Origin of the sequence: Thermococcus sibiricus MM 739, assembly GCF_000022545.1 — an archaeon.
GTDB classification, from domain to species: Archaea; Methanobacteriota_B; Thermococci; order Thermococcales; family Thermococcaceae; genus Thermococcus_A; species Thermococcus_A sibiricus.
Genome location: NC_012883.1, coordinates 1,342,950 through 1,368,033, shown reverse-complemented (window position 1 = coordinate 1,368,033; position 25,084 = coordinate 1,342,950). Strand labels below are relative to the sequence as shown.

Below are 25,084 nucleotides of genomic sequence, written 5' to 3'. Positions count from 1 at the left end.
CATATAACTTTTTTGGATTAAAAAATAAAAGAATCAAAGCCTAACAATGTGCACAGAACAGGAGATGCACGGGTCAAATGCCCTCACGGTCTCCTCCAGCTTCTGTAGAAATGTCGTTTCATCTGAGCTTCCATATCTTTTCCTAGCCTCTTCGTAAAGGCTGAGCTCCATAATGCCGTGATTGAAGGCTGTAGGCGTTATTATATTGGAATACGCTATATTCCCCTTTTCGTCTATTCTGTAGTGGTGCACTAGCACTCCTCTCGGAGCTTCTACATATCCTATCCCCTCCCCCTCTTGGGGTTCAATTGGGACATTTTCTCCTTCAATGCCCTTGTCTAATAGTGTTTTTGCAACTTCTTTTGCTTTTTCGAGAGCATATAAAAGTTCTATAGCTTGGGCCAGATTGTTAAAGCTTACATAACCGCTTGCAAGTTTCTCTTTGTGTTCTTCATAAAAGTGCTTTGCCATTGGAGTGAGCATGTCATGCTTTAGCATTACTCTGGGAAGGGCCCCGACCATAAATATATTCCCCTTGTATCGGCTTTGTTTTGCAAAGCTGTAGGGGAGTGTTTTCTCTTCGATATGCTCAAGATAATCAAACTTCTCCCCGTCCTCTGCAATCAGTTTATCTCCGTATAAATATTCGTTGGTGGCAATGTAGTGCTGTACCGTAGCTCCCAATGGTTCTTGTTCTGCAAATATATTCACGACTCTTCTTGCAGGTCTCAGAAGTGCTTCACACTGGCTTTCTATCTGTTCCAGTTCTTCAATTGTTGGGTATCGTCCAAATCCACCAGGTTTGATATTTATGCCGTGGATCTCCCTACCACCGAGAAGTTCACGGATATAATTACCAAATGCTTTGATAGTGATTCCTTCTTTGACGACTTCTCCATGCTTGCTGGCCATTCTTATAGCATCTGCATAGCCGAAGAGGTCTGGGGCAACGAGGAGATAAAGGTGTAGTGCATGACTCTCGATTAGCTCTCCAAGAAGACCAAGCTCTCTTAGTAGTGTTATCTCTTCTGGAACATTAACGCCTAAGGCCCGCTCTATTCCAAGAACCGAGGCGACACTATGGGATAGGTAGCATATAGCACATATTCTCGCCTCTAAGTCAGGCACATCCCAGTAGTGCCTGCCAAGTGTTAGAAGCTCAAAGAATCTGGGACCTTCGAATATTTTCACCTTAACATCCTTCACTTCTCCGTTTTCAATGAGGATTTCTGCTCCACCATTTCCTTCAACCCTTGTAAAGGCCTCGATCTCAATGTTCACCATCTTAGCTCACCCCGTGCAAAAGTTTTGAACTTCCTCCGGAGGTACTCTTCATCGTAGCCAAGCTCCTTGAGAATTTCGAACTCACTCGCAGGGTTGGCTTCCTTTGGTATGGGCCCTCTGCATCCAATACACCCAAGCTGGGATTTTACGCATATGGCATTGCATCCCCCGAGTGTTATCGGACCTAAACAGGGAATGCCCCTCTTGACAAGAACACACTCGTATTCATTGAGTTTGCACTCTACACATAATGGATAGTCCTTTGTTGGTGGTTCAATCCCTTTGGCCAGATTCATGAGAACCTGATAAATCTCATCCTTATCATAAGGGCAACCCGGCATAGCATAGTCAACGGCAACATGTTGAACTATTGGAGTTGAATCCAAAGCTTTCATGGGGTTTGCTTTCGTGCCGTAGACTTTTTCAAGCTTATCTCTAATTTTCCCCTCGACACTTGCTTGAACATCCCCATGAGTAGCACATGTTCCCAATGCAATGAGGTAGTTAGAATGGTTCCTCGCATAGTGGAGCAAGTCAAGATCCCTCTGAGTTGAGACACTTCCTGTTACTATCGCAATATCTAAGGTGTCGTGTTCTTTAAAGCTCGATGCCATGTGGAACTCTTTTATTTCATAGAACTCAAGCAAGTCAAAGAGTTTTTCATAGAGGAAGAGGATATTAAGTGCACAGCCCCCACAATCGGTCAGCTCAAAAACACCAAGCTTAAGCATCATATCAGCCCCCTAGTTGAAAGTGCATCCCAATAAGTGAAGACAGGACCATCTTTGCACACGTACTTAATTGAGGTGCTCGTTCCAACGATGCAGTGCCCGCATTTGCCGACTCCACAACGCATTCTCCTTTCAAGAGTCATGTAAATTCTCCCTGGAGATAACTTTCTGTCTAAGAGCTCCTTGATGACAAACTTATACATCACTGGAGGACCACATATCAAAGCATATGTATTTTCTACATCAAAGTTTTCTCCTCTAAAGAGATCCGTGACAACTCCCTTACAAACTCTTGGTGAGTAGCCCTTCTCTAGATATATACATGAAGGACTTTCCACCTCATAGGCAAGTTTCACGTGACATTTCATGTCTTCACCGTGCTTAAGGAGGTGGATCACCTCTTCTCTGAAGAGGATATCCTCGTAGGCCTTTGTGCCGTAGAAGAGGTATATATTCTCATATTTCCCCGTATCTAAGGCATACCAGAGGACAGATCTCAGAGGAGCCATTCCCAATCCGCCTGCAACCAGAATCAAAGTTGAGCCTTCCATCTTCTCCATTGGAAAGCCGTTGCCATAAGGGCCTCTAATGCCAACTATATCGCCTTCTTTGAGCTCTTGCATATATTTTGTCATTCTGCCGACCCTTCTAACACAGAGCTGGAAATAGCCTTCTCTGGTGGGAGTGGAGCATAGGCTAATTGGGAATTCTCCAAAGCCACGAATATCGACAATGACAAACTGTCCAGGTTTGTATTTGAAGTTTCTGTTGATTTCAGGATCAACGAAGCGAAGAGTGAAGAGTTTTTCTCTTGGAGTTAGTTCTTTTACCTCTAAAATCCTTGCATCATGTGTTTGGAAGGTCATTGTAATCCCTCCCTTACTTCATCAAGAACTTTAACGTGTTCTATCTTTGCTGGGCAGAATTCATCACACCGTCCACATCCAACACAGTTGAATCCGGACTCAGGGTCAAAATAGTTCTTGCAGTAGTAGCGGTGCCTGAATCTATCTAAGCGCGTGGCTCTAAAGTTATGTCCTCCAGCCACTAGTCCATGTGTCTCCATAAAACAGGAATCATAACGTCTGACCCTTACTGCTTCATAGGCATTTACCCAGAGGTCACACACTTCGTAACACCTGCATGTTGGGCAAACCATATTGCAGTTGCCACATCCGAGGCAAATTCTCTCGTATTTCTTCCATACTGGACTGTCAAATGCTAAATCGAGAATATCGGCTAGGCCCTCTTTATTTAAAGATCGCTTAACGGAGTTAGCTCTCTTCTCTTCAAATTCTCTAAAGTGATGGAAGTCTTCTTCGGTTACGTTCTCAAAAAGCTCCTCATTTTCCCAAGCTATTTCATGTCCCTTTACACTCCCGACTCTGACAAGCCAGCCATCCGGGAGTTCATGTAAAAACAGGTCAAAGCCATGCATAGCAAAATCCGTTCCTAGGCTTTTGCAGAAGCAATATTCATCTGGCATACAGCTTATGCCAATTATTATTGAGTTCTCCCTTCTCCTTTTGTAGTATGGATCAACCGGCTCCGCAAGATAAACTTTGTCAAGTATCTCTAATCCATGTATATCACAAGAATGCACTCCAAAGAGAATTATAGGCTCAGCTCCATTACTTTCTTCCCATTTACCGCCTTTAAGTTTTAGCATCTCATCTCTCGGCTTCACAAAGAACTTCTTTAGAGGGAGCATCGTTCTGGTGTAATCAAAGGCTATCTCCGAAGAGTTCTCGACGTGCTGAAAGGAGTAGATGTTTCCTTTTTTCACCGGAGCATATAACTTGCCCCATCTTTTTAGGGAGTTGAAGAACTCCTCAAAATTTTCCTGAGATAGCTTTACATATCGCAAGATAACCACCCAAATCCGTTATTCAATTTTATGTTTGTAAAGACTCGATTTAAGGATTTTTTAAACAGATGGTGACTAACCAAACGTTACAAACATATACTTTAATGTGCATTTATAAACGTCAATGTGAAAGATATCATGAGAAATGTAAGGTGATGGACATGAATATTCAATTGGAGTATATCTACCATTACGAACCGAATCCCAGTTCTCTAATTCCATTGTTGCAAAAAACCCAAGAAACATTTGGGTATCTCCCAAAGGAGGCCCTTGAGGAGATTTCCAGATATTTAAAGGTGCCACTAAGCAGGGTTTATGGAGTAGCAACTTTCTACGCTCAATTCCGCTTTGAACCGCTTGGTAAGTACGTGATAAAGATATGTCACGGCACAGCCTGCCACGTCAATGGTGCAGTGAATATTTCCCAAGCTATACGAGAAGAAGTAGGGATTGAAGAAGGTCAAACAACCGTTGATGGTCTAATAACATTAGAGAGAGTCGCCTGCTTGGGATGCTGTAGCTTAGCTCCGGTCATAATGATAAACGAGAAGGTTTACGGAAAATTAACGCCTGATAAGGTTAGAAAAATCATTAGAAATCTCAAAGAGGGGAAGCTAAATGTCTGAAATTAAGGCTATCGCTGTGGGAATGAACTCCTGTGGAATTGCAGCTGGAGCTAGAGAAACGTATGAAGCTGTGAAAGAAGAACTGGAGAAGAGAAACCTCGACATCAAGCTCAAAATAGTGGGCTGCGTAGGGATGTGTTACAGAGAACCTCTTCTTGACATTATTACCGATAACGAGATCATTACCTATGGTCACGTTACACCCGATAGAGTGCCGCGAATAATAGAAGAGCACGTTATAAACGGAAAACCCATAGAAGATTGGGTTGTCAAAAAGGACTGGTGGGAAAACGGACAAAGAAAAACCTGGGATTTTGATGGATATTTTGTAAAGCAGAAAAAAATAGTGTTAGAGAATTCAGGATACATAGATCCGGAGAACATAGAAGAATACATAGCAGCTGGAGGTTATGAGGCTCTCAAAAAGGCTTTCAAAATGAAACCTGAGGAGATAATAGATTTCATAACAAAATCCGGACTCAGGGGAAGAGGAGGGGCCGGATTTCCAACGGGCCTTAAATGGAAGTTCACCAGAGATGCTCCAGGAGATGAAAAATACATAGTTTGCAATGCCGATGAAGGGGACCCGGGTGCTTTCATGGACAGAAACGTGTTGGAAGGAGATCCGCATAGGGTTATAGAAGGGATGATTATTGGCGCTTATGCTATTGGAGCTACAAAAGGGTTTATCTATGTGAGAGCGGAGTATCCACTTGCCATAAAGAGACTCAGAATAGCATTAAAGCAGGCAAGAGAAAAAGGGTTTTTGGGAGAGAACATATTAGGAAGCGGTTTTTCCTTCGAAATTGTAATAAAAGAGGGTGCGGGTGCTTTTGTTTGTGGAGAGGAGACTGCACTGATAGCATCTATTGAAGGAAAGAGGGGAATGCCAAGACCAAGACCACCTTATCCTGCTCAGAAGGGGCTTTGGGGAAGACCAACCAATATAAACAACGTTGAAACTTGGGCAAATGTGCCATGGATAATAAAACATGGCTGGGAGGCATATGCTGCTCTTGGGACAGAAAAGAGCAAAGGCACGAAAGTTTTTGCTCTCTCTGGAAAGATCAAACACGGTGGAAACGTAGAGGTTCCGATGGGTATCACGTTGAGGGAGATACTTTATGAGATTGGAGGGGGAACTAAAACGGGTAAGAAAATAAAGGCAGTTCAGCTTGGAGGCCCGTCAGGAGGATGTATTCCTGATTATCTGTTTAATACTCCCGTTGATTACGAGAGTGTCACTGCAACAGGTGCAATAATGGGAAGTGGCGGAATGGTGGTTATGGACGAAGACACGTGCATGGTTGATGTTGCAAAATTCTTCTTAGACTTCACTGTGAAGGAGTCTTGTGGAAAGTGTACTTTCTGTCGTTTAGGAACTAAGAGGATGTGGGAACTCCTTGATAAAATTACAAAAGGCGAGGGGGCTTTGGAAGATATTGAGAAACTTGAAAAGCTTGCACCATTAGTTAAAACTGGCTCTCTCTGTGGACTAGGGCAAACGGCACCAAATCCAGTTCTTACAACTTTAAAATACTTTAAAGATGAGTATTTAGCACACATAGAAGGAAGATGTCCAGCTAAAGTCTGTAAACCTCTCATAAAATACGTTATAATTACCGAAAAGTGCACAGGTTGTACTGCATGTGCAATAATGTGCCCAGTGAAGGCCATCAGTGGAGAAAGAGGGAAGCCACACTTAATAAATCAAGAGGCATGCATAAAGTGCGGAACCTGCTATGAGGTGTGTCGCTTTAATGCAATAGAAATAACCGATGCCAAGAAGGAGGGTGAGTGAGATGGTCAAGATTACTGTCAACGGAAAGGAATTTGAAGCTCCCAAAGATAAATCCCTTATCGAGTTTCTCAGGGAAATAACTCACGTGCCTGGCTTTTGTTACACTGAGGCCTTTGACCCATATGGTTCCTGTCGTCTATGCTTGGTACAGACTCCAAGAGGGATTACAACCTCATGTACCCTCAAACCTATGGAAGGGCTTTCAATTGAGACATTGAGTGATGAAATAATAGAAATGAGAAAAACTGCTTTGGAATTAATTCTTTCTGATCACTATGGGGATTGTATCGGGCCATGTCAAAATGGCTGTCCAGCCCACAGTGATGTACAGGGGTACCTCGCGTTAATAGCTATGGGCAGATACCACGAAGCTGTAAAATTAATGAAAGAAAAATATATCCTCCCGGCAGTTCTTGGAAGAGTATGTCCGGCATTCTGTGAGGAAGAATGTAGGAGAAACCTTGTAGAGGAGCCTCTAGCTATAAGACAATTGAAAAGATTTGCTGCTGATTATGATCTCGAAAACGGCCCATGGATGCCAGAGATCCCCCCATCAACCGGCAAAAGGATTGCGGTTGTCGGAGGTGGTCCTGCAGGACTAGCATGTGCCTATTACCTGAGAACCATGGGGCATGATGTGACAATTTTTGATGCAATGCCTCATCTCGGAGGAATGATGCGTTATGGTATACCCCCTTACAGACTCCCGAAAGACGTGCTTGATAAAGACATAGCGACGGTAATAAATACGGGCATAGAGGTGAAAACCAACACTGCTCTGGGAAAAGATATTGCCTTGGAAGAGCTTAGAGAGCAATATGACGCAGTATTTCTTGGAGTGGGTGCATGGAAGAGTAGGAAGATGGGGATAGAAGGTGAAGACCTTGATGGTGTTATTCACGGCACAGAATTTCTCAGAAAGGTCAATATGGGGGAGAAGGTTGAACTTGGAAAGAGGGTCATTGTAGTGGGTGGTGGAAATACAGCTATGGATGTTGCAAGGACTGCACTGAGACTTGGAGCAGATGTCACGGTGGTTTATAGAAGATCAAAGAGTGAAATGCCTGCAAATTCGAGAGAAGTGGAAGAGGCGGAAGAGGAAGGGGTTAAGTTCATGTTCCTCACTAATCCCGTAAAAATCATCGGTAAGGAGAAAGTGGAAGAAGTTGAACTCATAAAAATGAAGCTAGGCGAACCAGACGCAAGTGGTAGAAGACGCCCGATGCCAATAGAGGGCTCAGAGTTCAGAGTAAAAGTAGATAATGTTATCCTTGCTATAGGTCAATACTGTGATGAGGAGTTCTTGAGAACCATTGGCATCGAAGCAAAACGTGGGAGAGTTCTCGTAGACGAAGTGACACTCCAAACGAATAAGGAAGGAGTTTTTGCTGGTGGAGATTTAGTATTAGGCCCATCCACGGTTATAGAAAGTATTGCAACTGGAAGAAGAGCCGCAATTATGATAGATCTCTATTTGAAGGGCAAGCTTGAAAAAGCAAGAGAGGTGCTTTTAGATCCATCAAAGCACATTGAGGAAGTTATATATGACGAAGACCTCTACAGAGTGCTCTTTGACTTAAGGCCCTACAACCACTGGAAGAAAGTAACTGAGAAGGACTATGAACATGTGGAGAGAAAGCCAAGGGTAAAGGTAAAGCTCCTTGACCCGGAAATTAGAAAGAGCAATTTCAAGGAAGTTGAACCAACAATGGATGAGGAAACAGTTCTTACAGAAGCTCAGAGGTGCATGAGTTGCGGGTGCATGGAGGTCTTTAGATGTAAGCTCAGAGAATATGCAACGCTTTATGATGCAAAACAGGATGCATTTGTAGGAGAGCAGAACAAATTTGAAATCGACGAGACTCATCCCAACGTTGTGCTAGATAACAACAAGTGTGTTCTTTGTGGCCAGTGTGTCAATTTCACCCATGAGATTGCCAGAGAAGGCATCGTAGATTATCTGTTCAGAGGCTTTAAGACGTATATTGGACCCCAGTTAGGAGAGAGATTGGAAGATCAAAAAGGAGTGTTCATTGGAGAACTTACTGACATTTGTCCTGTTGGGGCAATAACTGAAAAGCTTCCATTCGTTAAACCCGGTCCTTGGAAGACCCAGCCGGTGAAGACAGTGTGCAACGGATGTTCATTTGCATGCGAGATGAACATAGAGGTTTACAACGACATCTTGGTTAGGGCCTCAAGCAGAAAAGACTCGTGGAATGGATACATTTGCGATTACTGTCGCTTTGAAAGGCCATGGGCCCAAGACATCGCCCAGCCAATTCTGAAAGGAAATGCAGTAAGCTGGGAAGACGCTGAAAAGTTCCTAGAAGAAAAAGAATGTGCTCTAATACTCACGCCCTCTCTTACAAATGAAGAGATAATGTTCCTAAAAGAGCTAGCGGAAAGAAAGGGAATTCCAATAGGCTCAACCATTGATGGTGAGGGTTCAACCGCAACTCTTGAAGACATTAGAAATGCAAAGCGCGTCCTCCTAAAAGTTAACATAGAGAAATATCCTCTCCTAAAGCTGCTGCTGAAGGGCAAAGAAATAGTAGAAGAGGGCTACGAAGTGGCAATAATTGAAGGCCCAGCTGAGCCTATGGACGTGCCAACTTTAATCCTACACGATGGAGTGAATGCTACGGGATTAATAAAGGCAGGAGTTACGGGTATACCAGAGGCGAAAGCTTACGTTGTCATAGGAAACTCACCTGCGATAAGTAAACTAAAAGGAGAATACCTAATACTGCCAAGCGGGCTCTGGGCAGAAAAAGAAGGAACTGTCACAAACGCCTTTGGAATGGATTTGAAAGTAAAAAAGGCGAGAAAAGCACATTATGATGTTAAGAGTCTATTTAACTTTTAAGTTTGGCCTTTTGTTTTTCCTTCTCCAACCTTTTGTTCACGAAATTTTGATAAGGCCGTTTTCAAAATTTTCCATGGTGATTCTTATGGATTTCTTTGAAGTTGTTAAAAAGAGGCGGAGCATTAGAAAGTACCAAGATAGAAAGGTGCCAAGAGAATACGTGGAGAAAATTCTTGAGGTGGCTTTTTATTCCCCGAGCTCAATGAACAGGAGACCGTGGCACTTTGTGGTCGTTGAAGGTAGAGAGATCATTAAAAAGCTGGCAAATACGAGAGGAGCGTTAAGATTCCTTGAAACAGCGCCTTTGGCAATAGTTGTTTGCGGGGATGAAAAGATAAGCTCGGCGTGGGTTTTTGATGCAAGTATTGCAGCAGAACATATACAACTGGCAGCCACGGCCTTAGGCCTAGGAGCATGCTGGGGGCACGTATTGGACAGGCAACACAGTGAAGAAAAGAGTGCCGAGGACTATGTAAGAGAACTTTTAGGAATCCCAGAGCATGTTAGAATTTTATGTGTAATTGGAATAGGTTACCCCGTAGAACAAAAGCTTGAACACGATGAAAAAGAGATAATGTGGGAAAGAGTACATCTAAATGAATTTGGAAACGCTTTTAAATGACTGCAGGAATCCCGGGAACTCTTGGAAATGGCTGAACCTCAGCTATGTGCTTTGCACCAACTATGTATCTAACGAGTCTTTCAATGCCTATGCCAGCTCCAGCAGAAGGTTTGAGCTTTCCAGCCTTTGCAACCTCAAGATAGGGCCTAAATGCTCTCAAGCTTAATCCACTCTCTTTTAGTTTTCTCAATATTGCTTCATACTCCCACTCTCTTTCTCCACCACTTGAAACTTCTCCATAGCCTTCTGGCAGAATTAGATCGTAGTTTCTAAAGTGCCCGGGTCTTTTCGGATCTTCCCTATCGTAAAATTCCCTAGAAATGTCTGTTATCCAGAATGGTTCTTCCATGGCTCTGCTAGCTTCTTCATCGTCGCCAAATTCTTCTTCAATCTCGGCCATAGTAAAGCGCTTAAATGGTACCTTAACTTTGGGTAAGTCTCTCTCACCAAGTTCTTCCCAAGTTCTTGCTTCCTTAAAGAGCCCTACTATTAGTTCTTCTATAAGGCTCATAACATCGTCCATGGTTGCATAAGCTATCTCGAAATCAATTTGAGTAAACTCATACGCGTGTCTTCCATCGTCCCTATCTCTTTCTTCAAGTCTTATGTTGGGAGAAAGAACAAATATTTTCTCAAGCCCCATGGCTATAGCAAACTGCTTATGAAGAATCATACTGTGCATAAGTTTCAATCTAGTCCCATAAGCGTCTATTTCCGGAGCTCTCATTTTGCTTGAGGCCGGGTCGGGCCATAAAGGATCGGTTATAGAGCTCAGCATAACAGGTAAAAGCCATTTAAAACCCTTTTTAACAAAGAAATCGGTCAGGTAGTCTATCAATTTTGTCTGCACTCTTATTGTCTTTTCAATATCCCTACTTATTAGTTGAACAGCGTTCATGATCATCACCATTATGACAACTTCCTTAATCCTATATGTATTTTATGCAAAAAATTCTGAAGAATTGGTAAGTTCATGCCTATAAATAGGACTTAATTTGGATAATAGTCAAGCAGTTTATAAATGAAACTGACTTTATACAAGTATTACATTTTAGGACGGAAGAAGGTCATGTTATTAGAAAGGTTAGAAAAAATACTGAGAATAGAAGAACAGAAAAAAGATTTTACTGCTGTGGGCAGATGTCCTTCTCTGTTGGTGGATTTGGATTAAGGCCTTTTCTTTGCCTTATCTGCCTTATTATGTTTATTGCAAGTTCAGTTGGGACTCTCTTGAAGCCAGCATGCTCTGTGCTCCATAGGGCCCTACCGCTGGTTGCACCCCTAATTGCTCCAGCGAATCCAAACATTTCGGCTACTGGAGCCTCTGAGATAATGATCATTACTTCGCCCTCCTGTCTCATGTCAATGAGCTGTCCTCTTCTTTGGTTCATTTCTCTGCTGACTGAACCCATGTATTCATATGGAACGTTTATGACTACTTTCTGGTATGGTTCGTAAAGGACTGGGTTGGATTTCATCATTGCACAGTGAATAGCAGTTCTAATTGCTGGGTAAATTTGGGCTGGACCTCTGTGGACGTTATCCTCGTGGATTTTAGCATCTACAAGTCTGACTATGACTTTCATTACTGGTTCTCTGGCAAGTGGTCCCTCATCCATTGCCTGGTGGAAACCGTCTACAAGGAGATCCATGACCTCGTTGAGATACTGGAGACCCTTTGTGTTGTCAAGGAACATGTTTCCGTTGTAAATGTCAACAATACCTCTGGCGATTTCATAATCCATTCCTAGCTCGGCAAGCTTCTTTGCAACGACCTTCGTATCTTTTGGTCTTCCCTCAGGGATTTCACCCTCTCTAATTGCTTGATAAATTTCATCTGGCATTGGTTCGACAACAATGTAAAATCTGTTGTGCTTGTTTGGTGACTTTCCTTCTACTATTGGGCTTTGTTTTGTGATGCTTTCTCTATAGACAACGATTGGTTCTGAGACGTCAACATCAACGCCCCATTGTTCTTTGAGGTGGACTAACTTCACCTCAAGGTGGAGCTCACCCATACCGCTGAGCAAGTGCTGGCCTGTCTCTTCGTCGATCTTAACGTGGAGGGTTGGATCTTCCTTAGCAAGCTGTCTAAGGGCCTCGATAAGTCTTGGTAGGTCCTTAACGTTCTTAGCTTCAATAGCCACAGTAACAACAGGTTCACTTGTGTAGTGAAGTGCTTCAAATGGTTCGATTGGCTCTTCTGCAACGGTTTCACCAGCCATGGCATCTCTCAAACCAGTGACAGCAACAATGTTACCAGCTGGGACAGCTTCCATGTTAATTCTCTCTGGGCCCATGTAAATACCAACTTGTTGTATTCTGGCCTTCCTTTTTGCGGTTATAATGTGAACTTCTTGCCCAGTCTTTACGGTACCGCTCCAAACTCTACCAGTTGCAACTTCACCGGCGTGTTTGTCGATGATGATCTTTGTGACAACCATTACCATCTTTCCTTTTGGATTGCAGCTGGCCATTGATTGGCCAATCTCACTTTCAATCTCCCCTCTCCAGAGGTGTGGAATTCTGTATTTTTGAGCTTCTACAGGATTGGGGAGATGCCTAACCACCATATCTAAAACCACGACGTGAAGTGGGGCCTTCTTTCTCAAGGTTTTTAAGTCACCAGCGTTTGTTAGGTCGATAATGTCCTTAAATGAGACTCCAGTTTTCTTCATGTATGGGACACTAAGAGCCCAGTTGTAGTAAGCGGAACCAAAAGCGACGCTACCATCATTAACGTTTACTAACCATTTGTTTTTGAACTCAGCAGGGGCGTACTTTCTGATTAAGCGGTTAACATCAGTAATGACCCTAACAAATCTCTCTTGCATTTGTTGTGGATTGAGTTTAAGCTCTTTGATGAGTCTGTCAACCTTGTTTATGAAGAGGACTGGTTTAACGTATTCTCTAAGAGCCTGTCTAAGGACAGTCTCTGTCTGTGGCATGACACCTTCAACGGCGTCAACTACGATAATTGCCCCGTCTATAGCTCTCATTGCTCTTGTAACGTCACCGCCAAAGTCAACGTGGCCTGGAGTGTCGATAAGATTGACAAGGTATTTTTGATCTCCATACTCGTGAATCATTGAAACGTTAGCTGCGTTGATTGTGATACCTCTGGCCTGTTCTTGCTCATCAAAGTCAAGCACAAGCTGCTTTCCTGCAAGCTCTTCACTAATCATTCCTGCTCCAGCCAAAAGGTTGTCGCTTAATGTAGTCTTACCATGGTCAATGTGAGCGGCAATACCCATGTTTCTAATTCTTTCGGGTTGAAGCATCAATTCTTTAATTTCCTTAATCATCTCTTCCCTCTTTCCCATATCGCACCACCTAAAAATGTTGATCGTTAGTTCATCTCTCACTTCAAAAATTCAGTTATAAATCTTTCCATGTTTATTTTCCAAATCTTCTATCCCTCTTTTGGTACTCTCTAATTATCCTCAAGAAGTCAATCTTCCTAAACTCTGGGAAATATACATCAACAAAGAAAAGCTCACTATAAGCTATCTGGTAGATCAAAAAATTGCTTATCCTTACCTCCCCACCGGTTCTTATCACTATATCTGGATCTGTCATGTTTGGGACATAGAGATATCTTTTCAATAGTTTCTCGTCTATCTCATTTTTGTTGAGTTTTCCAACTTGGATATCATCGACAATCCGTTTCACAGCATCAACTATCTCGCTCCGTCCTCCATAGGCGATGGCTATGTTTAAATTATAGTTGTTATATTTTTTCGTGGCTTGTTCGGCTTCTTCCGCAGCTTTTCGAACATTTTCTGGTAGCAATTCTTTCCTTCCAAGGACGTTAACTCGTATTCCATATTTGTGAACTCTTCTGTCGTGAATTAATTCTTTGAACTTCTTCTCAAAGAGATCCATAAGCATCTTGACCTCTTCTTTGCTCCTGTTGAAATTCTCAGTAGAAAAAGCATATACAGTCAGTGTTCTTATCCCTAAGTCTCGGCACCATTCAAGAATCTCTTCCAATTTTTTAGAGCCAAAAAGATGGCCATACCATGGAGGTTTATTGAGAATTCTGGCCCATCTTCTGTTTCCGTCCATTATTATTGCTATATGCTTTGGAATTCTCTCAGGCCGGGACTTGACTTTTTCAAATAGGTATGACTCGTATAGGTCATACACAGGCTTAAATAAAATATGGGGAACAGAGGACACGACTCTATAAATCAGGCTCATGTTTCGTCACTCAACTCTCTTTCTCTTTTGAACATGCATTTCAGCAAGTTCCATATAAATTTCAGCATTTTTCCTGGTCATCTCAATCTCTTCTTCACTGAGCTGCCTTACAACTTTTCCAGGGACTCCAACAACTAGGCTATAGTCTGGAATCTCCTTGCCAGGAGGAATCAATGCGCCAGCTCCTACAATCACATGGTTTCCAATCTTTGCACCATCTAGAACTATTGCTCCCATACCGATAATAACATGATTCCCGATTTTTGCACCGTGGATAACTGCATTGTGACCTACTGTGACGTACTCTCCAAGTATTGTAGGCATTCCATGGGAGGTATGAACACTTACATTATCCTGTATGTTGGAGCCTTTTCCAATGTATATCTGCTCTATGTCTCCTCTGAGCACTGCGGATGGCCATATGCTACTCTTTTCTTCCAAAACTACATCTCCGATTATATACGCATTCTCATCCACAAACGCTGTCTCGTGAATTTTAGGCCTTTTTCCATTTAGCTCATATATCACCATGATTACCACCAGTAATGGCTGAGTAAAACAACTTATAAACTTTCACACCCTAACAGAAATGTGGTGGGATGCTAATGAGGTACCGAAAAGGGGCCACTGCCGAAAGGGAACTTATAAAAATGCTTGAAAAAGAAGGATTCGCTGTTGTGAGGTCAGCTGGAAGTAAAAAAGTTGATATTATAGCTGGAAATGGCAAAACATACCTTTGTATAGAAGTAAAAACCACAAGAAGCGACAAATTATATTTAAGTGAAGAAGACATGTTGAAAATTAAAAGCTTTTCAAAAGCCTTTGGGGGAAAAGGTGTTATTGCAGTCAAGTTCATAAACAATGGATGGTACTTTTTTGATGTTTTTGATTTGAAAAAAAGTGGAAAAAATTATAAAATAAGCTTGCAAATAGCAAAACATAAAGCTAAAACTTTTGAAGAGGTTATAGGTAGGCAGAAGTCTTTAGTTGAGGTGATAGGAAGTGATTAGAAAAATTTTCATCACTATCATGCTGATTTTCTTTCTGAGTTTTACCTATTCGCCAACGAGTGCTCAAGTTCCTCTCCTCCTCCAAGTACCACAACAATATTTTGAAGCCAAGCCTGGAGAGACTGTATCTGTTCCTGTCACACTGGTTAATATCGGAAACGAGAGCATCGAGAATATAACCATTCATGTCTCTGGACCCATCGTTAAGGGTCTCCTTTATGGTCAAGAGTATATAAAAAAGCTTGAGCCCGCAGAAACTATGGATAAAACTTTGTCTATTTATGTTCAAGATGTAAGAGCAGGTGTTTACGATTTAAAAATAATTGCTAAGGTGGGGGTAACCTTCATAGAAATTCCCATTTCCCTAAGAGTACTTACCCAGATAAGTTATTCTGCAGACATCGATGTAGGAAACAAATACCTCTTTGGTCAGGACGTGATAATAACTTTGCTGGTTTCTTCTTCATCCAATGGAGTTATCTTTGGGGATGTCTCATATGAGATATACAGGAATAATAATCTAATCGCCCAGAGAAACATGAGAAACATTTTCTTATATCCAGATCCACCAAGGAATAAGTGGGAATACCCGATCTTTATCCCAAGACCCAGTGTAGGTAATTACACAGTGATAATGAGAAGTACGTTTAGAGGACTTTCAAAGACTGTTACAAAAAGTTTTCTTGTTTATCAAAGAGTTCTCAGTTATGAGGCCAAGTTTCAAAATGGTGTAATTTCTGTCAGGGTCACTGACGAGCATGGAAATGGAGTGGGAGGAATTCCGGTGAATATAGAAGGAACCCAACTGCAGACAAATTCTTATGGGACAGCATTTATTGAAGCAAATAAACCGGGAACCTATAGGATAACACTCAACTTGGATGGAAAAATAGTTGAAACTTTTGTGGAAGTTAAGAGATTGTTTTTGGACTACGAGCAAAGAAATGAAACACTTTTGATTTATGTGAGGGATTCTTCGGGTGTTGGGGTTCCAAAGGCAAGTGTAGAGGCGATAGGCCCCTTAGGAAAATCTTACGGAACAACCGATGAAAATGGAACAGCTCTAATAAACCTAAATGAGACTGGTTTTGGCAGTATTAGGATAAAAGCAGAAAATGATGCATATATTGGAGCAGAAGCTGTGGTGGAGGTTGAAAAGCCACAACTTCCAGAGACAGAAACACCCTTTCCCAGTACAACAAGCTCCACTTCAACCTCTGCAAACCAAACTACAAAACCTGCTCCACCATTGCACCCAAAGGATTATGGAAACCTACCTTTAATTTTGATTCTCTCTGCAGTTCTCTTTGGGAGCACCTCATACATAGCCCTGTTCAGACCGCTAAAATTTGAAGAACAAATGGATAAGTATTATTTTGTTAAAATAAAGGCTCCGAGACTCAGGGAAATACAAGGGTTCACTTATGAAAAGGCAATAGATGCTGTTGATGCAAGAGCAACGAAAGGTGAGGTTACAATTGAAAATGGCAAGGTGATATGGAAAATAGAAAAACTGGAACCTGGAGAAGAGGCCTTTTTGCAGGTTCTTCTCTAACTTTATTTTTTCTTGGAAAAATTTTTAAGGTACAACACCACATTAAGATAAGCATCTAAATGAAAATGGGGTGGTTGAAATGGTCAACTGGGAATTAATGCAGAGAGTTATTGAAGCGCCCGGTGTTTCTGGATATGAGTTTATGGGGATTAGAGACGTGGTAATTGAGGCTCTAACATATCATGTTGATGAAATTAACGTAGATAAGCTTGGAAATGTTATTGCCCACAAGAAGGGAGATGGTCCAAGGATTATGATTGCTGCTCATATGGATAAGATAGGTTTGATGGTTAATCATATTGATGAAAAGGGTTATTTACATGTAGTAAGTGTTGGAGGAGTTGATCCTAGAACTCTTGTGGCTCAGAGGGTTAGAATCTTTGGAGAAAAAGGAGATGTTTATGGCGTTGTAGGACATATCCCACCGCATTTAACAAAGCCTGAGGAGAGAACCAAAGCAGCCGACTGGGATACCATAGTTATTGATGTGGGTGCAGATTCAAAAGAAGAAGTAGAGAAAATGGGGATAAAAATCGGTACTATAATGGAATTTGCTCCTGCTTTCACGAGGCTTAATGAAAACCGCTTTACTACGCCATATCTAGATGATAGAATCTGTTTGTATGCCATGATTGAAGTAGCAAGAGCTTTAGAGGAGCATCAAGCCGACATCTACTTTGTGGCGAGTGTTCAGGAGGAAGTAGGTTTGAGGGGAGCAAGAGTTGCAAGCTATGCAATTGATCCAGAAATTGGAATAGCCATGGATGTAACCTTTGCAAAACAACCCGGAGATAAAGGCAAAATAGTTCCAGAACTTGGAAAAGGCCCCGTAATGGATGTTGGGCCTAATATCAACCCAAAAGTTAGAGCTTTTGCTGAAGAAGTTGCCAAGAAGCATGAGATTCCACTTCAGATAGAACCAAGTCCTAGGCCCACAGGAACAGACGCAAATATAATGCAGATAAACAGAGAAGGAGTTGCAACGGCAGTCCTTTCAATCCCTATAAAGTATATGCACTCCCAAGTCGAGCTAACTGATGCCAGAGATGTTGATAACACAATAAAACTGGCAAAACACTTCCTTGAAGAACTCAAACCCATGGACCTTGTCCCGTAACCTAAAACCTTATCTTTTCTTCTTCCTTAATTATTCTTGGTGTACTTTGGTGAAAAAAGGGGAAATTGAATACAAACTTGAACTGGCGGAAGATAGTGTTGAACGTATAAAAGATGCATTCCCAGAAACTCCAGATGAATTCTTAAGAATGGGTCTAGCAAAGGATGGAATATATAAGAGGTTAGAATTTGCGATTCAGAATATTCTAGATAGTTTTAACGAAATAATTGTTGCCCTAGAGCTTGGGCCGTCTATAGGATATAAAGACATTGTGGAAACCCTTCACAAGAATAAAATAATTGATGACCGCCTGAAGGAAAAGCTTGAGTTTTTGGTTCAGCTAAGGGATGTTTTAATCTATGATTATGACCTTATTAGTGATGAAATGGCATTTCAGAACATGGAAGAATATCTCCGGTTTGTAGAGGATGGAATAGTGTTCCTCAAATCTTTTCTGGAGGGTAGAGGGTGAAGATTGGTATAATTCCAATTGTCGCGAAAGAAGTGGATGGAGATGTGCTGAATGCAATAGAGGGCTATATAGGGAGATTTTACTCCAATTTTGGATTTGAAGTTGAGATAATATCAGAAACCAGTGTTGAAGATCTATTGTTTGTATACAACTCAGTTAGAGGTCAATTTCTTGGTAGATTTTTCCTAATAAAAATCGCTGAAATCAGGGGAATAGAGGGAATTTCAGTTGCACTGGGAATAACAGATGCTGATCTTTATGAGGAAGGGATGAACTTTATCTTTGGTCTTGCAAACCCGTATCTTAGATCGGCGATAATATCACTGGCCCGCTTGAGACCTGAGTTCTATGGTGAAGAAAATAAAGGTCTTTTAAAGAATAGAGCAATAAAAGAGGCCATGCATGAGCTTGGACATGTCTTTGGCCTTGAACATTGTCCCAACCCTAGGTGTGTGATGCATTTTTCAAATTCGATAATAGATACTGATTATAAGGGCAATACTTATTGTGAAACTTGTTTGGAGAAATTAAAAAGGAGTTTGGGGTGGAAGGATGATAGAAATTGAGCTTAAGGGCTATGCAGATGATAGGGTGTTTAGAAATATAAGAGAAGCTTTTGAGTTCATGAGGAAGGAAATTCATGAAGATATGTATTTTAGTCATCCGTGTAGAGATTTTTCCAAGACTGATGAAGCACTTAGAATTAGAATTAAAAGATTTAATGGGCATTTTGAAGCCCTGCTTACATATAAAGGGCCAAAGATTGATAATATCTCAAAAACGAGAAAAGAAATAGAAGTTACCATAGATAATGTAGATGCATACATTGAACTCCTCCATGCATTGGGGTTTAGGGAAGTTTTAACTGTAAAGAAGAGCCGGGAGAAATATTATGTGGAAAAAGGTGTTACAATAACACTCGACGAAATTGAAGGCTTAGGAAAGTTTGTTGAGATAGAAAAACTGGAGACAGATGAAAGAAACATTGAGAATGAAGTTAAGAGACTATTGAAGATCTTGGAGTCGCTTGGGGTCAAACAATTTGAGAGAAAGTCATATTTAGAGCTTTTAATGGAAAAAACTAACCTTTCAGAAAAGTCCTAATAGCATCAACAAGCTCCCTATCATTGAGAGCTGCTCTCTCCAAAAGGCCTTTTTTCTTTAATTCTGCGCCTATCTTCACACTTGTAGGGATTTTAATACCAAGATTCCTTAAAAAGCCTGCTTCCTCAAATACTTCTCTTGGTTTGCCTTCCATAACAAGTTCTCCTTTATCCAAGACTATTAGGCGATCGGCAAAGTCGAAGAGGTATTCTGTATTGTGCTCCACGAGAATTATGGTGATACTTTGTTCTTTGTTAAGAAGTGTTATGAGGCTCAAAACTTGTTCCCGGCCTAAGGGATCAAGCTGGGATGTCGGCTCATCTAAAACAAGTATTTGGGGTTTCATGGCTAAAACACTTGCTATTACGAGCCTTTGCTTTTGCCCCCCACTTAAATTGGGTGGAAACTCATTCTCAAGTCCTTCAAGCCCGGTAATTTTCAAAGACCAGTAAACCCTTCTTCTTATTTCCTCCACATCAAGCCCTAAATTTTCAAGGGAAAAGGCTACTTCCTCTTCCACTGTCATATTGAAGAGTTGTGAATCTGGATTCTGGAGAACAAGCCCTACAAGCTTTGAAAGTTCCGCCACACTGGCCTCTTTGGTGTTATACCCCTGAACAAAGACATTTCCATTAAATTCCCCTTTTATTGAATGCGGGATTATACCATTAAAAGTTAAACATAGAGTGGATTTTCCACTCCCACTGGCCCCTAGAATGCCTAAAAATTCCCCCTTCTTGACTTTTAAGTTTATATTTTTCAGGGAGTATTCTTTGGCACCTGTGTATTTGAAGCTTAGTTCTTCTACTCTTATCATCTTCACTTCCTCTCTACAACTCTAGGCAATATAAAGACCATACCAAATATGAATACTAGGGTCGAGAATATCTCAAGCCTTCCTATCCACATGTGGAGAATCAGGAGTATCTTGACATCAATGGGCAAAGCTGTGGAGGTTATTCCCACGCTCAATCCGACATTTCCTTGGGCTGATGCCACTTCAAAGAAAGCATCTGCCAAGCTTGCACCAACTCTAACCATTGTCCAGACAGTACCCGTGAGTAGGAGGGCAATGTAAGTCATTGTGAAGCCTAAAACTTCTTGAAGGTCTTCTTCTGTGAAGACATACTCTCCAATTTTTCTTTTTATCACTGCCCCCTTCGGAAGTATTGCCTGTTCTATGGTCCATTTTAAACTCTGAAAAGTTAGTGTTATACGGATGAGCTTGATACCACCAGCAGTACTTCCTGCACCGCCACCAACAACCATGAGGAACCCTATAAGAAGCTTTGCAAGTTCGGGATATTTACTCAGATCAGTAATGGAAAACCCAGTACAGGTAACTGCAGAGGCTGCGTGAAAGATTGCCTCTCTAAAGGAGTGTGCTATTGTAAGACCAGCTTGAGTAGTTAGTGCATATCCTATTAGTGCCACAGCCGGGGTTAAAAAGAAGAACATATATTTGACTTGGATGTCTCTAAAAAACGACACCGGGGACTTTTCCTTGAACATTTTATAATGAACCGTGAAGTTAGTGGCACCCATTATCATTAGAAATATTGTTATGGCCTCTATACTCAAACTGTTAAAGAATCCAACACTTAAGTCGTGGGAGCTCATACCACCAGTCCCAACCCCTACCATTGAGTGGATTGTAGCATCAAAGAGTCCCATACCATTCGTGTAATAAAGGTAAATTCCGAGAAGTGTAATGACGGTATAAATCTGAAATATTATTTTAGAGGTGTTGACTAAGTTTGGGAGAATCCTCTCGGTTCTTGCCTCTGCTTTGTAAAGTCGTGCAGCAGCAACTCCTGGACGGATCAAAATAGTTAACGCAACTAAAACAATACCAATTCCTCCAAGCCACTGCATCCAGGCTCTCCAGAAAAGTATTACATGTGGATAACTCTCTAAATTACGCATCATTGTTAGGCCTGTTCCGGTCCAAGCGGACATGCTTTCAAAATAAGAATCTACAAAACTCATACCAGCGATTTTCATAAAGGGAATCACACTCACAAATGACGCAAAGAGCCAGACAAATGCAGCTGAAATCATTGCTTGTCTTAAGTTAACGTCCTCCACGCGTTCTGAATGTCTTGCAAGCCATGCTCCACCTATGATACATGCAATTCCCGGAAAAACGAAGTAGTAAACATATTTTATCTCCTCAATATAAACCCATGTAATCAGGATTGGGATCAGGTAAGCAACCCCAATGCCCTGAAGAAGCGCACCGATTAAATTTCTTATTACAAAAATATCATCTGCAATATTGATGTATTTTCTGACTTCTAACATTGGGTCACCACATAGTTTAAAGAGAAAAGGGCATTAAAAAATTTTCGAGACAAATGGGGGAAGTCTTTTTAAAAATGCACTTAAAATTAAGTTAGGTGGTGGCAGTGGAAGAAAAACTTGAAAAATTACTTAAGGCTGGAAAGATCACCAAAGAGATTAAAAAAGAAGTTTTACACTTAATAAAACCTGGAACCTCTCTTTATGAAATCGCAGAATTTGTAGAAAAAAGAACAGTTGAGCTTGGGGGTAAACCTGCTTTTCCATGCAATCTTTCTATCAACGAGATTGCAGCCCATTATACTCCGTATGATGGAGATAAAGTCGTCTTAAAGGAAGGAGACTATTTGAAGGTTGATTTGGGAGTTCATGTAGATGGTTATATAGCTGACACAGCATTTACAGTAAGGGTTGGAATGGAGGAGGATGACCTTATTGAGGCCTCAAAAGAAGCTTTGGAAAATGCAATAGCCGTTATAAAAGCAGGAGTAAAAATAAATGAAATTGGAAAGGTTATTGAAGAGACAATAAGAGGCCATGGGTTTAATCCAATAGTGAATCTCAGCGGTCATGTTATAGAAAGGTACAAACTGCACACTGGGATCTCAATTCCAAACATCTACAGGCCCCATGATAATTACGAGCTTAAAGAAGGGGATATTGTGGCCATAGAACCCTTCGCAACTACCGGAGCGGGGCAGGTTATAGAGACGCCACCTACTTTAATATATATGTATATTAGGGATAGGCCTGTGAGACTCCCCCAAGCTAGGACTCTTTTAAGCTATGTGAAGAAAAACTTTTCAACACTTCCCTTTGCCTATCGCTGGGTGCAAAACCTTATGCCAGAAGTGCAGCTTAAGCTAGCGTTAATCCAGCTTGAAAAAGTCGGTGCTTTTTATGGATATCCAATTTTAAAGGAGATAAAAGGAGGAATTGTTTCTCAAGCTGAGCATACGGTAATAGTGGAGGAAGATGGAGTTTTAGTAACTACTTAACTACCTTTTTTAAATTACTTATAGAGAAAGATGTTACTGTTCGGATAACTTTTGCATCACCATTGAAACTATTCAGATCTCTTGTTCATTTTTGACCGTTATTGGCTTGTATGTTGACCACTCTATTATTGATTGGTGATGATGAGATGTTTGAAGGTTTAAGAAAATTTTGGATTGGAGAGAAAAAGCCGGAACTCAAGAAAGAATACGCAAAGTGCGAGGTAATAAACTTTCAGAGAAGGATAATTTGAAGGTAATGCTTACTTTAGCGGTAATTTAGGCCTTTTTGGCCTTCTTTCCTCTGGAACTTTAAGTTTAGCCCGCACTTACCCTGACAGTACCGAAAAATTTAAAGCGAATTTTTAATATTTGAATGTATGCATGCTTCATCAGGACGTGGCATAATGTCAGAGATTGAAGAGTTTTATAGATTGCTTGATAGTTTGAAGTGGGGAGAAACAGTACTCTTAGAGCATGATTCACTTACTTCATCAGTTCAAGGGCTTTATTATATCATAAAATGGAGTATGGAGAGAAATTATCCAGTAGTTGTGGATGACTTCTTGGATACCTTTTATCTTTATGCTACGCACATGAAGCTTGCAGGGTTTAACACGAGTATTTTAAACAATGTGAAAGTCATTAAATTGGGAGGGAAGTTAAAAGTTGGGGACATAGTAACAAGACTTCCCGTAAATGAACCAGAAGTTTATGAAAAGAAGTATGCTGAAGTTACGGGCTCGCTTTTTAAACAAGGAAAAGTTATTAATCCTGTGTTGGGCTTTGAGAGATTATTAATGTTTACCAACTCAAATCAAGAGATTCTAATGGAATTAAATGCTGTATTGGAATATATTGGAAATGAAAAAAGGATTGCTTTTTATATCATTAACGAAGAGGTAATTGAAAAAAGCAATCCTTGCATCGAATTCTTGCTGAGGGAGATGGCTACTACAGTAATAAAAATAAGTAAAAAGGAATCTCGAACTGTTTTTAGCATATTAAGGTCAGTAAATAATGAGATTGATGGAAAAGAGATCATCTTCTCATGATTTTCACTCTTTTCTCGGCATTGGCGCCGGGGCGGGGATTTGAACCCCGGCGGGACAAAGCCCAGTGGATCTCGAGTCCACCGCCTTCCCTGGCTAGGCTACCCCGGCGCTCGAAGTATACTATCAAAGAGGGCCTTATAAACATTGCTCACAAGAATAGAAACTCCAAATAGAAAAAAGAATATAAAGCGGAAGATCACTTCTTCTCGTCGGATGAAGCTAATCCATAAATAAGTAGGAGTGGAAAGTCCTCTAACCCGATTTTTCCCTCAATTAACTTTTTTCTAATGAGCTCTCTAAGATCCACCATACATATCACCTCCGGCCACGAGAAAAGCCGTGGATTTATAAATTTTCGTGAACCAAAATAGATTCCAATGTATACAAAAGCGCATTAAATAATAAAAATGAAAAGCCCTTAAGATCAGCAAACTCTGGGCACTGGATCTCCAACAGGTGGCTCCAAGAATCTTTTTCCACCTATACCCGTCTCAAGAAGAACCTTTCCAATATATTGATCAGTTACTTCCCCTATTATAGCTGCTTCCCTTCCGAGTTTGGTTTTTCTCATAGCCTCCAAGGCATCTTCAGCAAACTCTCTCTCAACTATCATTACAACTTTCCCTTCGTTTGCCACTTCATAGGGGTTTATGCCGAGCATATCACTTGCAGCTCTTACTTCGGGCCTCACTGGGATATCACTCTCCCTTACAAGAATTCCAACATTGCTCTTTCTTGCTATCTCATTTAAGGCATTGCTTAGACCACCTCTCGTGGGATCTTTCATTGCATGGATATGCTCCCAACCTATGACTTTTGCGACACTTTTTACAACTTCCCATATCGGTGTCACATCACTTTTCAACTCTGTTTCAAAGCCTATACCTTCTCTATGACTCATTAGGGCTATCCCGTGATCTCCCACAGTGCCACTTATTAAAACGACATCCCCTATTTTTGCCCCTGAATCACTTATTGGTCTTTCAGCAATTCCAATTCCCGCGGTGATTACGAATATTCCGATTTTATCTTCTACCACTTTTGTATCTCCAGTCACTATCGGAACGGGCACCTCTCGAGCTGTTTCATCCATTGATTTCAAGATCCTCTCAAAGTCCTCGCCATCGAACCCTTCCTGAATTATCATTGAGTTCGCTAAAGCCAAAGGCTCCGCTCCCATGACGGCCAAGTCATTCACCGTGCCACTTACCGCTAGTCTTCCCACGTCTCCTCCAGGAAAAAATAGGGGCTTAACTGTATGACCATCTATGGTGAATACCAAATGTTTATTTCCAAAAGGAATCGTCGCTCCGTCATCCAAAGCCTCTAGCCCGATTCCACCAGCCGAGTTCAGGGTTACATTCTTCAAAATGACCTCTTTAATAAGCTCTTCCATTAATTCGCCACCAGCTCCATGTTCCAGCTTAATTTTCATAAATTATCACCCTCTAAGCTTGATTCTGTTTATGCTT

General features: G+C 41.2%; 23 protein-coding genes and 1 tRNA gene. 12 read left to right on the top strand and 12 right to left on the bottom strand.

From position 1 onward, the window contains the following. Positions 1 to 33: 33 nt before the first annotated feature. Genes shyA through shyB form a run of 4 tightly spaced genes read right to left on the bottom strand, consistent with a single transcriptional unit; the run spans position 34 to position 3,882 of the window. Entirely contained in the window at positions 34 to 1,281 is a 1,248-nt protein-coding gene (gene shyA, locus TSIB_RS07405) for an NAD(P)-dependent hydrogenase/sulfhydrogenase 2 subunit alpha (protein WP_048160894.1), read from the bottom strand. After that, positions 1,278 to 2,018 carry an NAD(P)-dependent hydrogenase/sulfhydrogenase 2 subunit delta gene (shyD, locus tag TSIB_RS07400; protein WP_015849790.1) on the bottom strand — a complete coding sequence of 247 codons (741 nt, stop codon included), beginning with the start codon at positions 2,016 to 2,018 and terminating at the stop codon, positions 1,278 to 1,280. The genes shyA and shyD overlap by 4 nt, the downstream gene beginning before the upstream one ends. Continuing rightward, positions 2,015 to 2,881, bottom strand: a complete 867-nt coding sequence (gene shyC, locus TSIB_RS07395) for an NAD(P)-dependent hydrogenase/sulfhydrogenase 2 subunit gamma (protein WP_015849789.1) — start codon at positions 2,879 to 2,881, stop codon at positions 2,015 to 2,017. The genes shyD and shyC overlap by 4 nt, the downstream gene beginning before the upstream one ends. After that, entirely contained in the window at positions 2,878 to 3,882 is a 1,005-nt protein-coding gene (shyB, locus tag TSIB_RS07390) for an NAD(P)-dependent hydrogenase/sulfhydrogenase 2 subunit beta (RefSeq protein WP_048160452.1), read from the bottom strand. Before shyB ends, shyC begins: the two co-directional genes overlap by 4 nt. A 161-nt stretch (positions 3,883 to 4,043) precedes the next feature. Between shyB and nuoE the strand changes: the two genes are divergently transcribed. The 4 genes from nuoE (at position 4,044) to TSIB_RS07370 (ending at position 9,800) form a co-directional block, all read left to right on the top strand. Beyond that, positions 4,044 to 4,508, top strand: coding sequence for an NADH-quinone oxidoreductase subunit NuoE (gene nuoE / locus TSIB_RS07385; protein WP_015849787.1), 465 nt, complete (start codon positions 4,044 to 4,046; stop codon positions 4,506 to 4,508). Then, complete coding sequence (locus TSIB_RS07380) at positions 4,501 to 6,309, top strand: NADH-quinone oxidoreductase subunit NuoF (protein ID WP_015849786.1); 1,809 nt, start codon at positions 4,501 to 4,503, stop codon at positions 6,307 to 6,309. Before nuoE ends, TSIB_RS07380 begins: the two co-directional genes overlap by 8 nt. Before the next feature lies 1 nt (position 6,310). Further along, positions 6,311 to 9,178 carry an NAD(P)-binding protein gene (locus tag TSIB_RS07375; protein WP_048160451.1) on the top strand — a complete coding sequence of 956 codons (2,868 nt, stop codon included), beginning with the start codon at positions 6,311 to 6,313 and terminating at the stop codon, positions 9,176 to 9,178. A gap of 85 nt (positions 9,179 to 9,263) precedes the next feature. Continuing rightward, the gene (locus TSIB_RS07370; protein WP_048160893.1) at positions 9,264 to 9,800 is read left to right on the top strand and encodes a nitroreductase family protein; all 537 of its coding nucleotides are present in this window, start codon (positions 9,264 to 9,266) and stop codon (positions 9,798 to 9,800) included. Here TSIB_RS07370 and TSIB_RS07365 read toward each other — a convergent pair. The 4 genes from TSIB_RS07365 to TSIB_RS07350 form a co-directional block, all read right to left on the bottom strand. Continuing rightward, entirely contained in the window at positions 9,793 to 10,698 is a 906-nt protein-coding gene (locus tag TSIB_RS07365) for an asparagine synthetase A (RefSeq protein ID WP_048160449.1), read from the bottom strand. The genes TSIB_RS07370 and TSIB_RS07365 overlap by 8 nt on opposite strands. Positions 10,699 to 10,924: 226 nt before the next feature. Beyond that, a complete protein-coding gene (locus TSIB_RS07360) occupies positions 10,925 to 13,123 on the bottom strand; it encodes an elongation factor EF-2 (protein WP_015849782.1) in 2,199 nt (732 codons plus the stop codon). 73 nt (positions 13,124 to 13,196) lie between these two features. Continuing rightward, on the bottom strand, positions 13,197 to 13,997 hold the full coding sequence (uppS, locus tag TSIB_RS07355; protein ID WP_048160891.1) for a polyprenyl diphosphate synthase: 801 nt from the start codon (positions 13,995 to 13,997) through the stop codon (positions 13,197 to 13,199). A 12-nt stretch (positions 13,998 to 14,009) separates the two neighbouring features. Then, positions 14,010 to 14,534, bottom strand: coding sequence for a gamma carbonic anhydrase family protein (locus TSIB_RS07350; protein WP_015849780.1), 525 nt, complete (start codon positions 14,532 to 14,534; stop codon positions 14,010 to 14,012). Positions 14,535 to 14,608: 74 nt separating this feature from the next. Between TSIB_RS07350 and hjc the strand changes: the two genes are divergently transcribed. The 6 genes from hjc (at position 14,609) to cyaB (ending at position 19,261) form a co-directional block, all read left to right on the top strand. Next, on the top strand, positions 14,609 to 15,013 hold the full coding sequence (hjc, locus tag TSIB_RS07345; protein ID WP_048160447.1) for a Holliday junction resolvase Hjc: 405 nt from the start codon (positions 14,609 to 14,611) through the stop codon (positions 15,011 to 15,013). Continuing rightward, on the top strand, positions 15,006 to 16,568 hold the full coding sequence (locus TSIB_RS07340; RefSeq protein WP_015849778.1) for a COG1470 family protein: 1,563 nt from the start codon (positions 15,006 to 15,008) through the stop codon (positions 16,566 to 16,568). The genes hjc and TSIB_RS07340 overlap by 8 nt, the downstream gene beginning before the upstream one ends. Before the next feature lie 79 nt (positions 16,569 to 16,647). Beyond that, positions 16,648 to 17,685 carry a lysyl aminopeptidase gene (locus TSIB_RS07335; RefSeq protein WP_048160445.1) on the top strand — a complete coding sequence of 346 codons (1,038 nt, stop codon included), beginning with the start codon at positions 16,648 to 16,650 and terminating at the stop codon, positions 17,683 to 17,685. Between the two features lie 49 nt (positions 17,686 to 17,734). Then, complete coding sequence (gene hepT, locus TSIB_RS07330) at positions 17,735 to 18,157, top strand: type VII toxin-antitoxin system HepT family RNase toxin (RefSeq protein WP_015849776.1); 423 nt, start codon at positions 17,735 to 17,737, stop codon at positions 18,155 to 18,157. Then, complete coding sequence (locus TSIB_RS07325) at positions 18,154 to 18,723, top strand: archaemetzincin family Zn-dependent metalloprotease (RefSeq protein WP_015849775.1); 570 nt, start codon at positions 18,154 to 18,156, stop codon at positions 18,721 to 18,723. The genes hepT and TSIB_RS07325 overlap by 4 nt, the downstream gene beginning before the upstream one ends. Then, positions 18,710 to 19,261, top strand: a complete 552-nt coding sequence (gene cyaB, locus TSIB_RS07320; protein ID WP_015849774.1) for a class IV adenylate cyclase — start codon at positions 18,710 to 18,712, stop codon at positions 19,259 to 19,261. Before TSIB_RS07325 ends, cyaB begins: the two co-directional genes overlap by 14 nt. Here the strand turns inward: cyaB and TSIB_RS07315 are convergent. Next, positions 19,239 to 20,078 (bottom strand): energy-coupling factor ABC transporter ATP-binding protein, encoded by an 840-nt coding sequence (locus tag TSIB_RS07315; protein WP_015849773.1) that lies wholly within the window; start codon positions 20,076 to 20,078, stop codon positions 19,239 to 19,241. The two genes, cyaB and TSIB_RS07315, sit on opposite strands and share 23 nt — an antisense overlap. 2 nt (positions 20,079 to 20,080) lie before the next feature. Beyond that, positions 20,081 to 21,565, bottom strand: a complete 1,485-nt coding sequence (locus TSIB_RS07310) for a TrkH family potassium uptake protein (RefSeq protein WP_015849772.1) — start codon at positions 21,563 to 21,565, stop codon at positions 20,081 to 20,083. Positions 21,566 to 21,669: 104 nt separating this feature from the next. Here TSIB_RS07310 and map point away from each other — a divergent pair, with 104 nt between their 5' ends. Both map and TSIB_RS07300 read left to right on the top strand, forming a co-directional pair. After that, positions 21,670 to 22,560, top strand: a complete 891-nt coding sequence (map, locus tag TSIB_RS07305; protein WP_048160440.1) for a type II methionyl aminopeptidase — start codon at positions 21,670 to 21,672, stop codon at positions 22,558 to 22,560. Between the two features lie 377 nt (positions 22,561 to 22,937). Continuing rightward, positions 22,938 to 23,612, top strand: a complete 675-nt coding sequence (locus TSIB_RS07300; protein WP_228359800.1) for a DUF257 family protein — start codon at positions 22,938 to 22,940, stop codon at positions 23,610 to 23,612. A 21-nt stretch (positions 23,613 to 23,633) separates the two neighbouring features. On the opposite strand, the gene TSIB_RS07295 is transcribed toward TSIB_RS07300, so the two are convergent. Next, positions 23,634 to 23,720, bottom strand: a tRNA-Ser gene (locus tag TSIB_RS07295). A 316-nt stretch (positions 23,721 to 24,036) separates the two neighbouring features. After that, positions 24,037 to 25,047, bottom strand: coding sequence for a hydrogenase expression/formation protein HypE (hypE, locus tag TSIB_RS07290; protein WP_015849767.1), 1,011 nt, complete (start codon positions 25,045 to 25,047; stop codon positions 24,037 to 24,039). Between the last annotated feature and the right edge of the window lie 37 nt (positions 25,048 to 25,084).

Bases quoted from the DNA above. Each gene is read 5' to 3' on its own strand.
- shyD (WP_015849790.1), bottom strand. From the start codon at position 2,018: ATGATGCTTAAGCTTGGTGTTTTTGAGCTGACCGATTGTGGGGGCTGT.
- shyC (WP_015849789.1), bottom strand. From the start codon at position 2,881: ATGACCTTCCAAACACATGATGCAAGGATTTTAGAGGTAAAAGAACTA.
- nuoE (WP_015849787.1), top strand. From the start codon at position 4,044: ATGAATATTCAATTGGAGTATATCTACCATTACGAACCGAATCCCAGT.
- TSIB_RS07380 (WP_015849786.1), top strand. From the start codon at position 4,501: ATGTCTGAAATTAAGGCTATCGCTGTGGGAATGAACTCCTGTGGAATT.
- TSIB_RS07375 (WP_048160451.1), top strand. From the start codon at position 6,311: ATGGTCAAGATTACTGTCAACGGAAAGGAATTTGAAGCTCCCAAAGAT.
- TSIB_RS07370 (WP_048160893.1), top strand. From the start codon at position 9,264: ATGGATTTCTTTGAAGTTGTTAAAAAGAGGCGGAGCATTAGAAAGTAC.
- TSIB_RS07365 (WP_048160449.1), bottom strand. From the start codon at position 10,698: ATGAACGCTGTTCAACTAATAAGTAGGGATATTGAAAAGACAATAAGA.
- TSIB_RS07360 (WP_015849782.1), bottom strand. From the start codon at position 13,123: ATGGGAAAGAGGGAAGAGATGATTAAGGAAATTAAAGAATTGATGCTT.
- TSIB_RS07350 (WP_015849780.1), bottom strand. From the start codon at position 14,534: ATGGTGATATATGAGCTAAATGGAAAAAGGCCTAAAATTCACGAGACA.
- hjc (WP_048160447.1), top strand. From the start codon at position 14,609: ATGAGGTACCGAAAAGGGGCCACTGCCGAAAGGGAACTTATAAAAATG.
- TSIB_RS07335 (WP_048160445.1), top strand. From the start codon at position 16,648: ATGGTCAACTGGGAATTAATGCAGAGAGTTATTGAAGCGCCCGGTGTT.
- cyaB (WP_015849774.1), top strand. From the start codon at position 18,710: ATGATAGAAATTGAGCTTAAGGGCTATGCAGATGATAGGGTGTTTAGA.
- TSIB_RS07315 (WP_015849773.1), bottom strand. From the start codon at position 20,078: ATGATAAGAGTAGAAGAACTAAGCTTCAAATACACAGGTGCCAAAGAA.
- TSIB_RS07310 (WP_015849772.1), bottom strand. From the start codon at position 21,565: ATGTTAGAAGTCAGAAAATACATCAATATTGCAGATGATATTTTTGTA.
- TSIB_RS07300 (WP_228359800.1), top strand. From the start codon at position 22,938: ATGCATGCTTCATCAGGACGTGGCATAATGTCAGAGATTGAAGAGTTT.
- hypE (WP_015849767.1), bottom strand. From the start codon at position 25,047: ATGAAAATTAAGCTGGAACATGGAGCTGGTGGCGAATTAATGGAAGAG.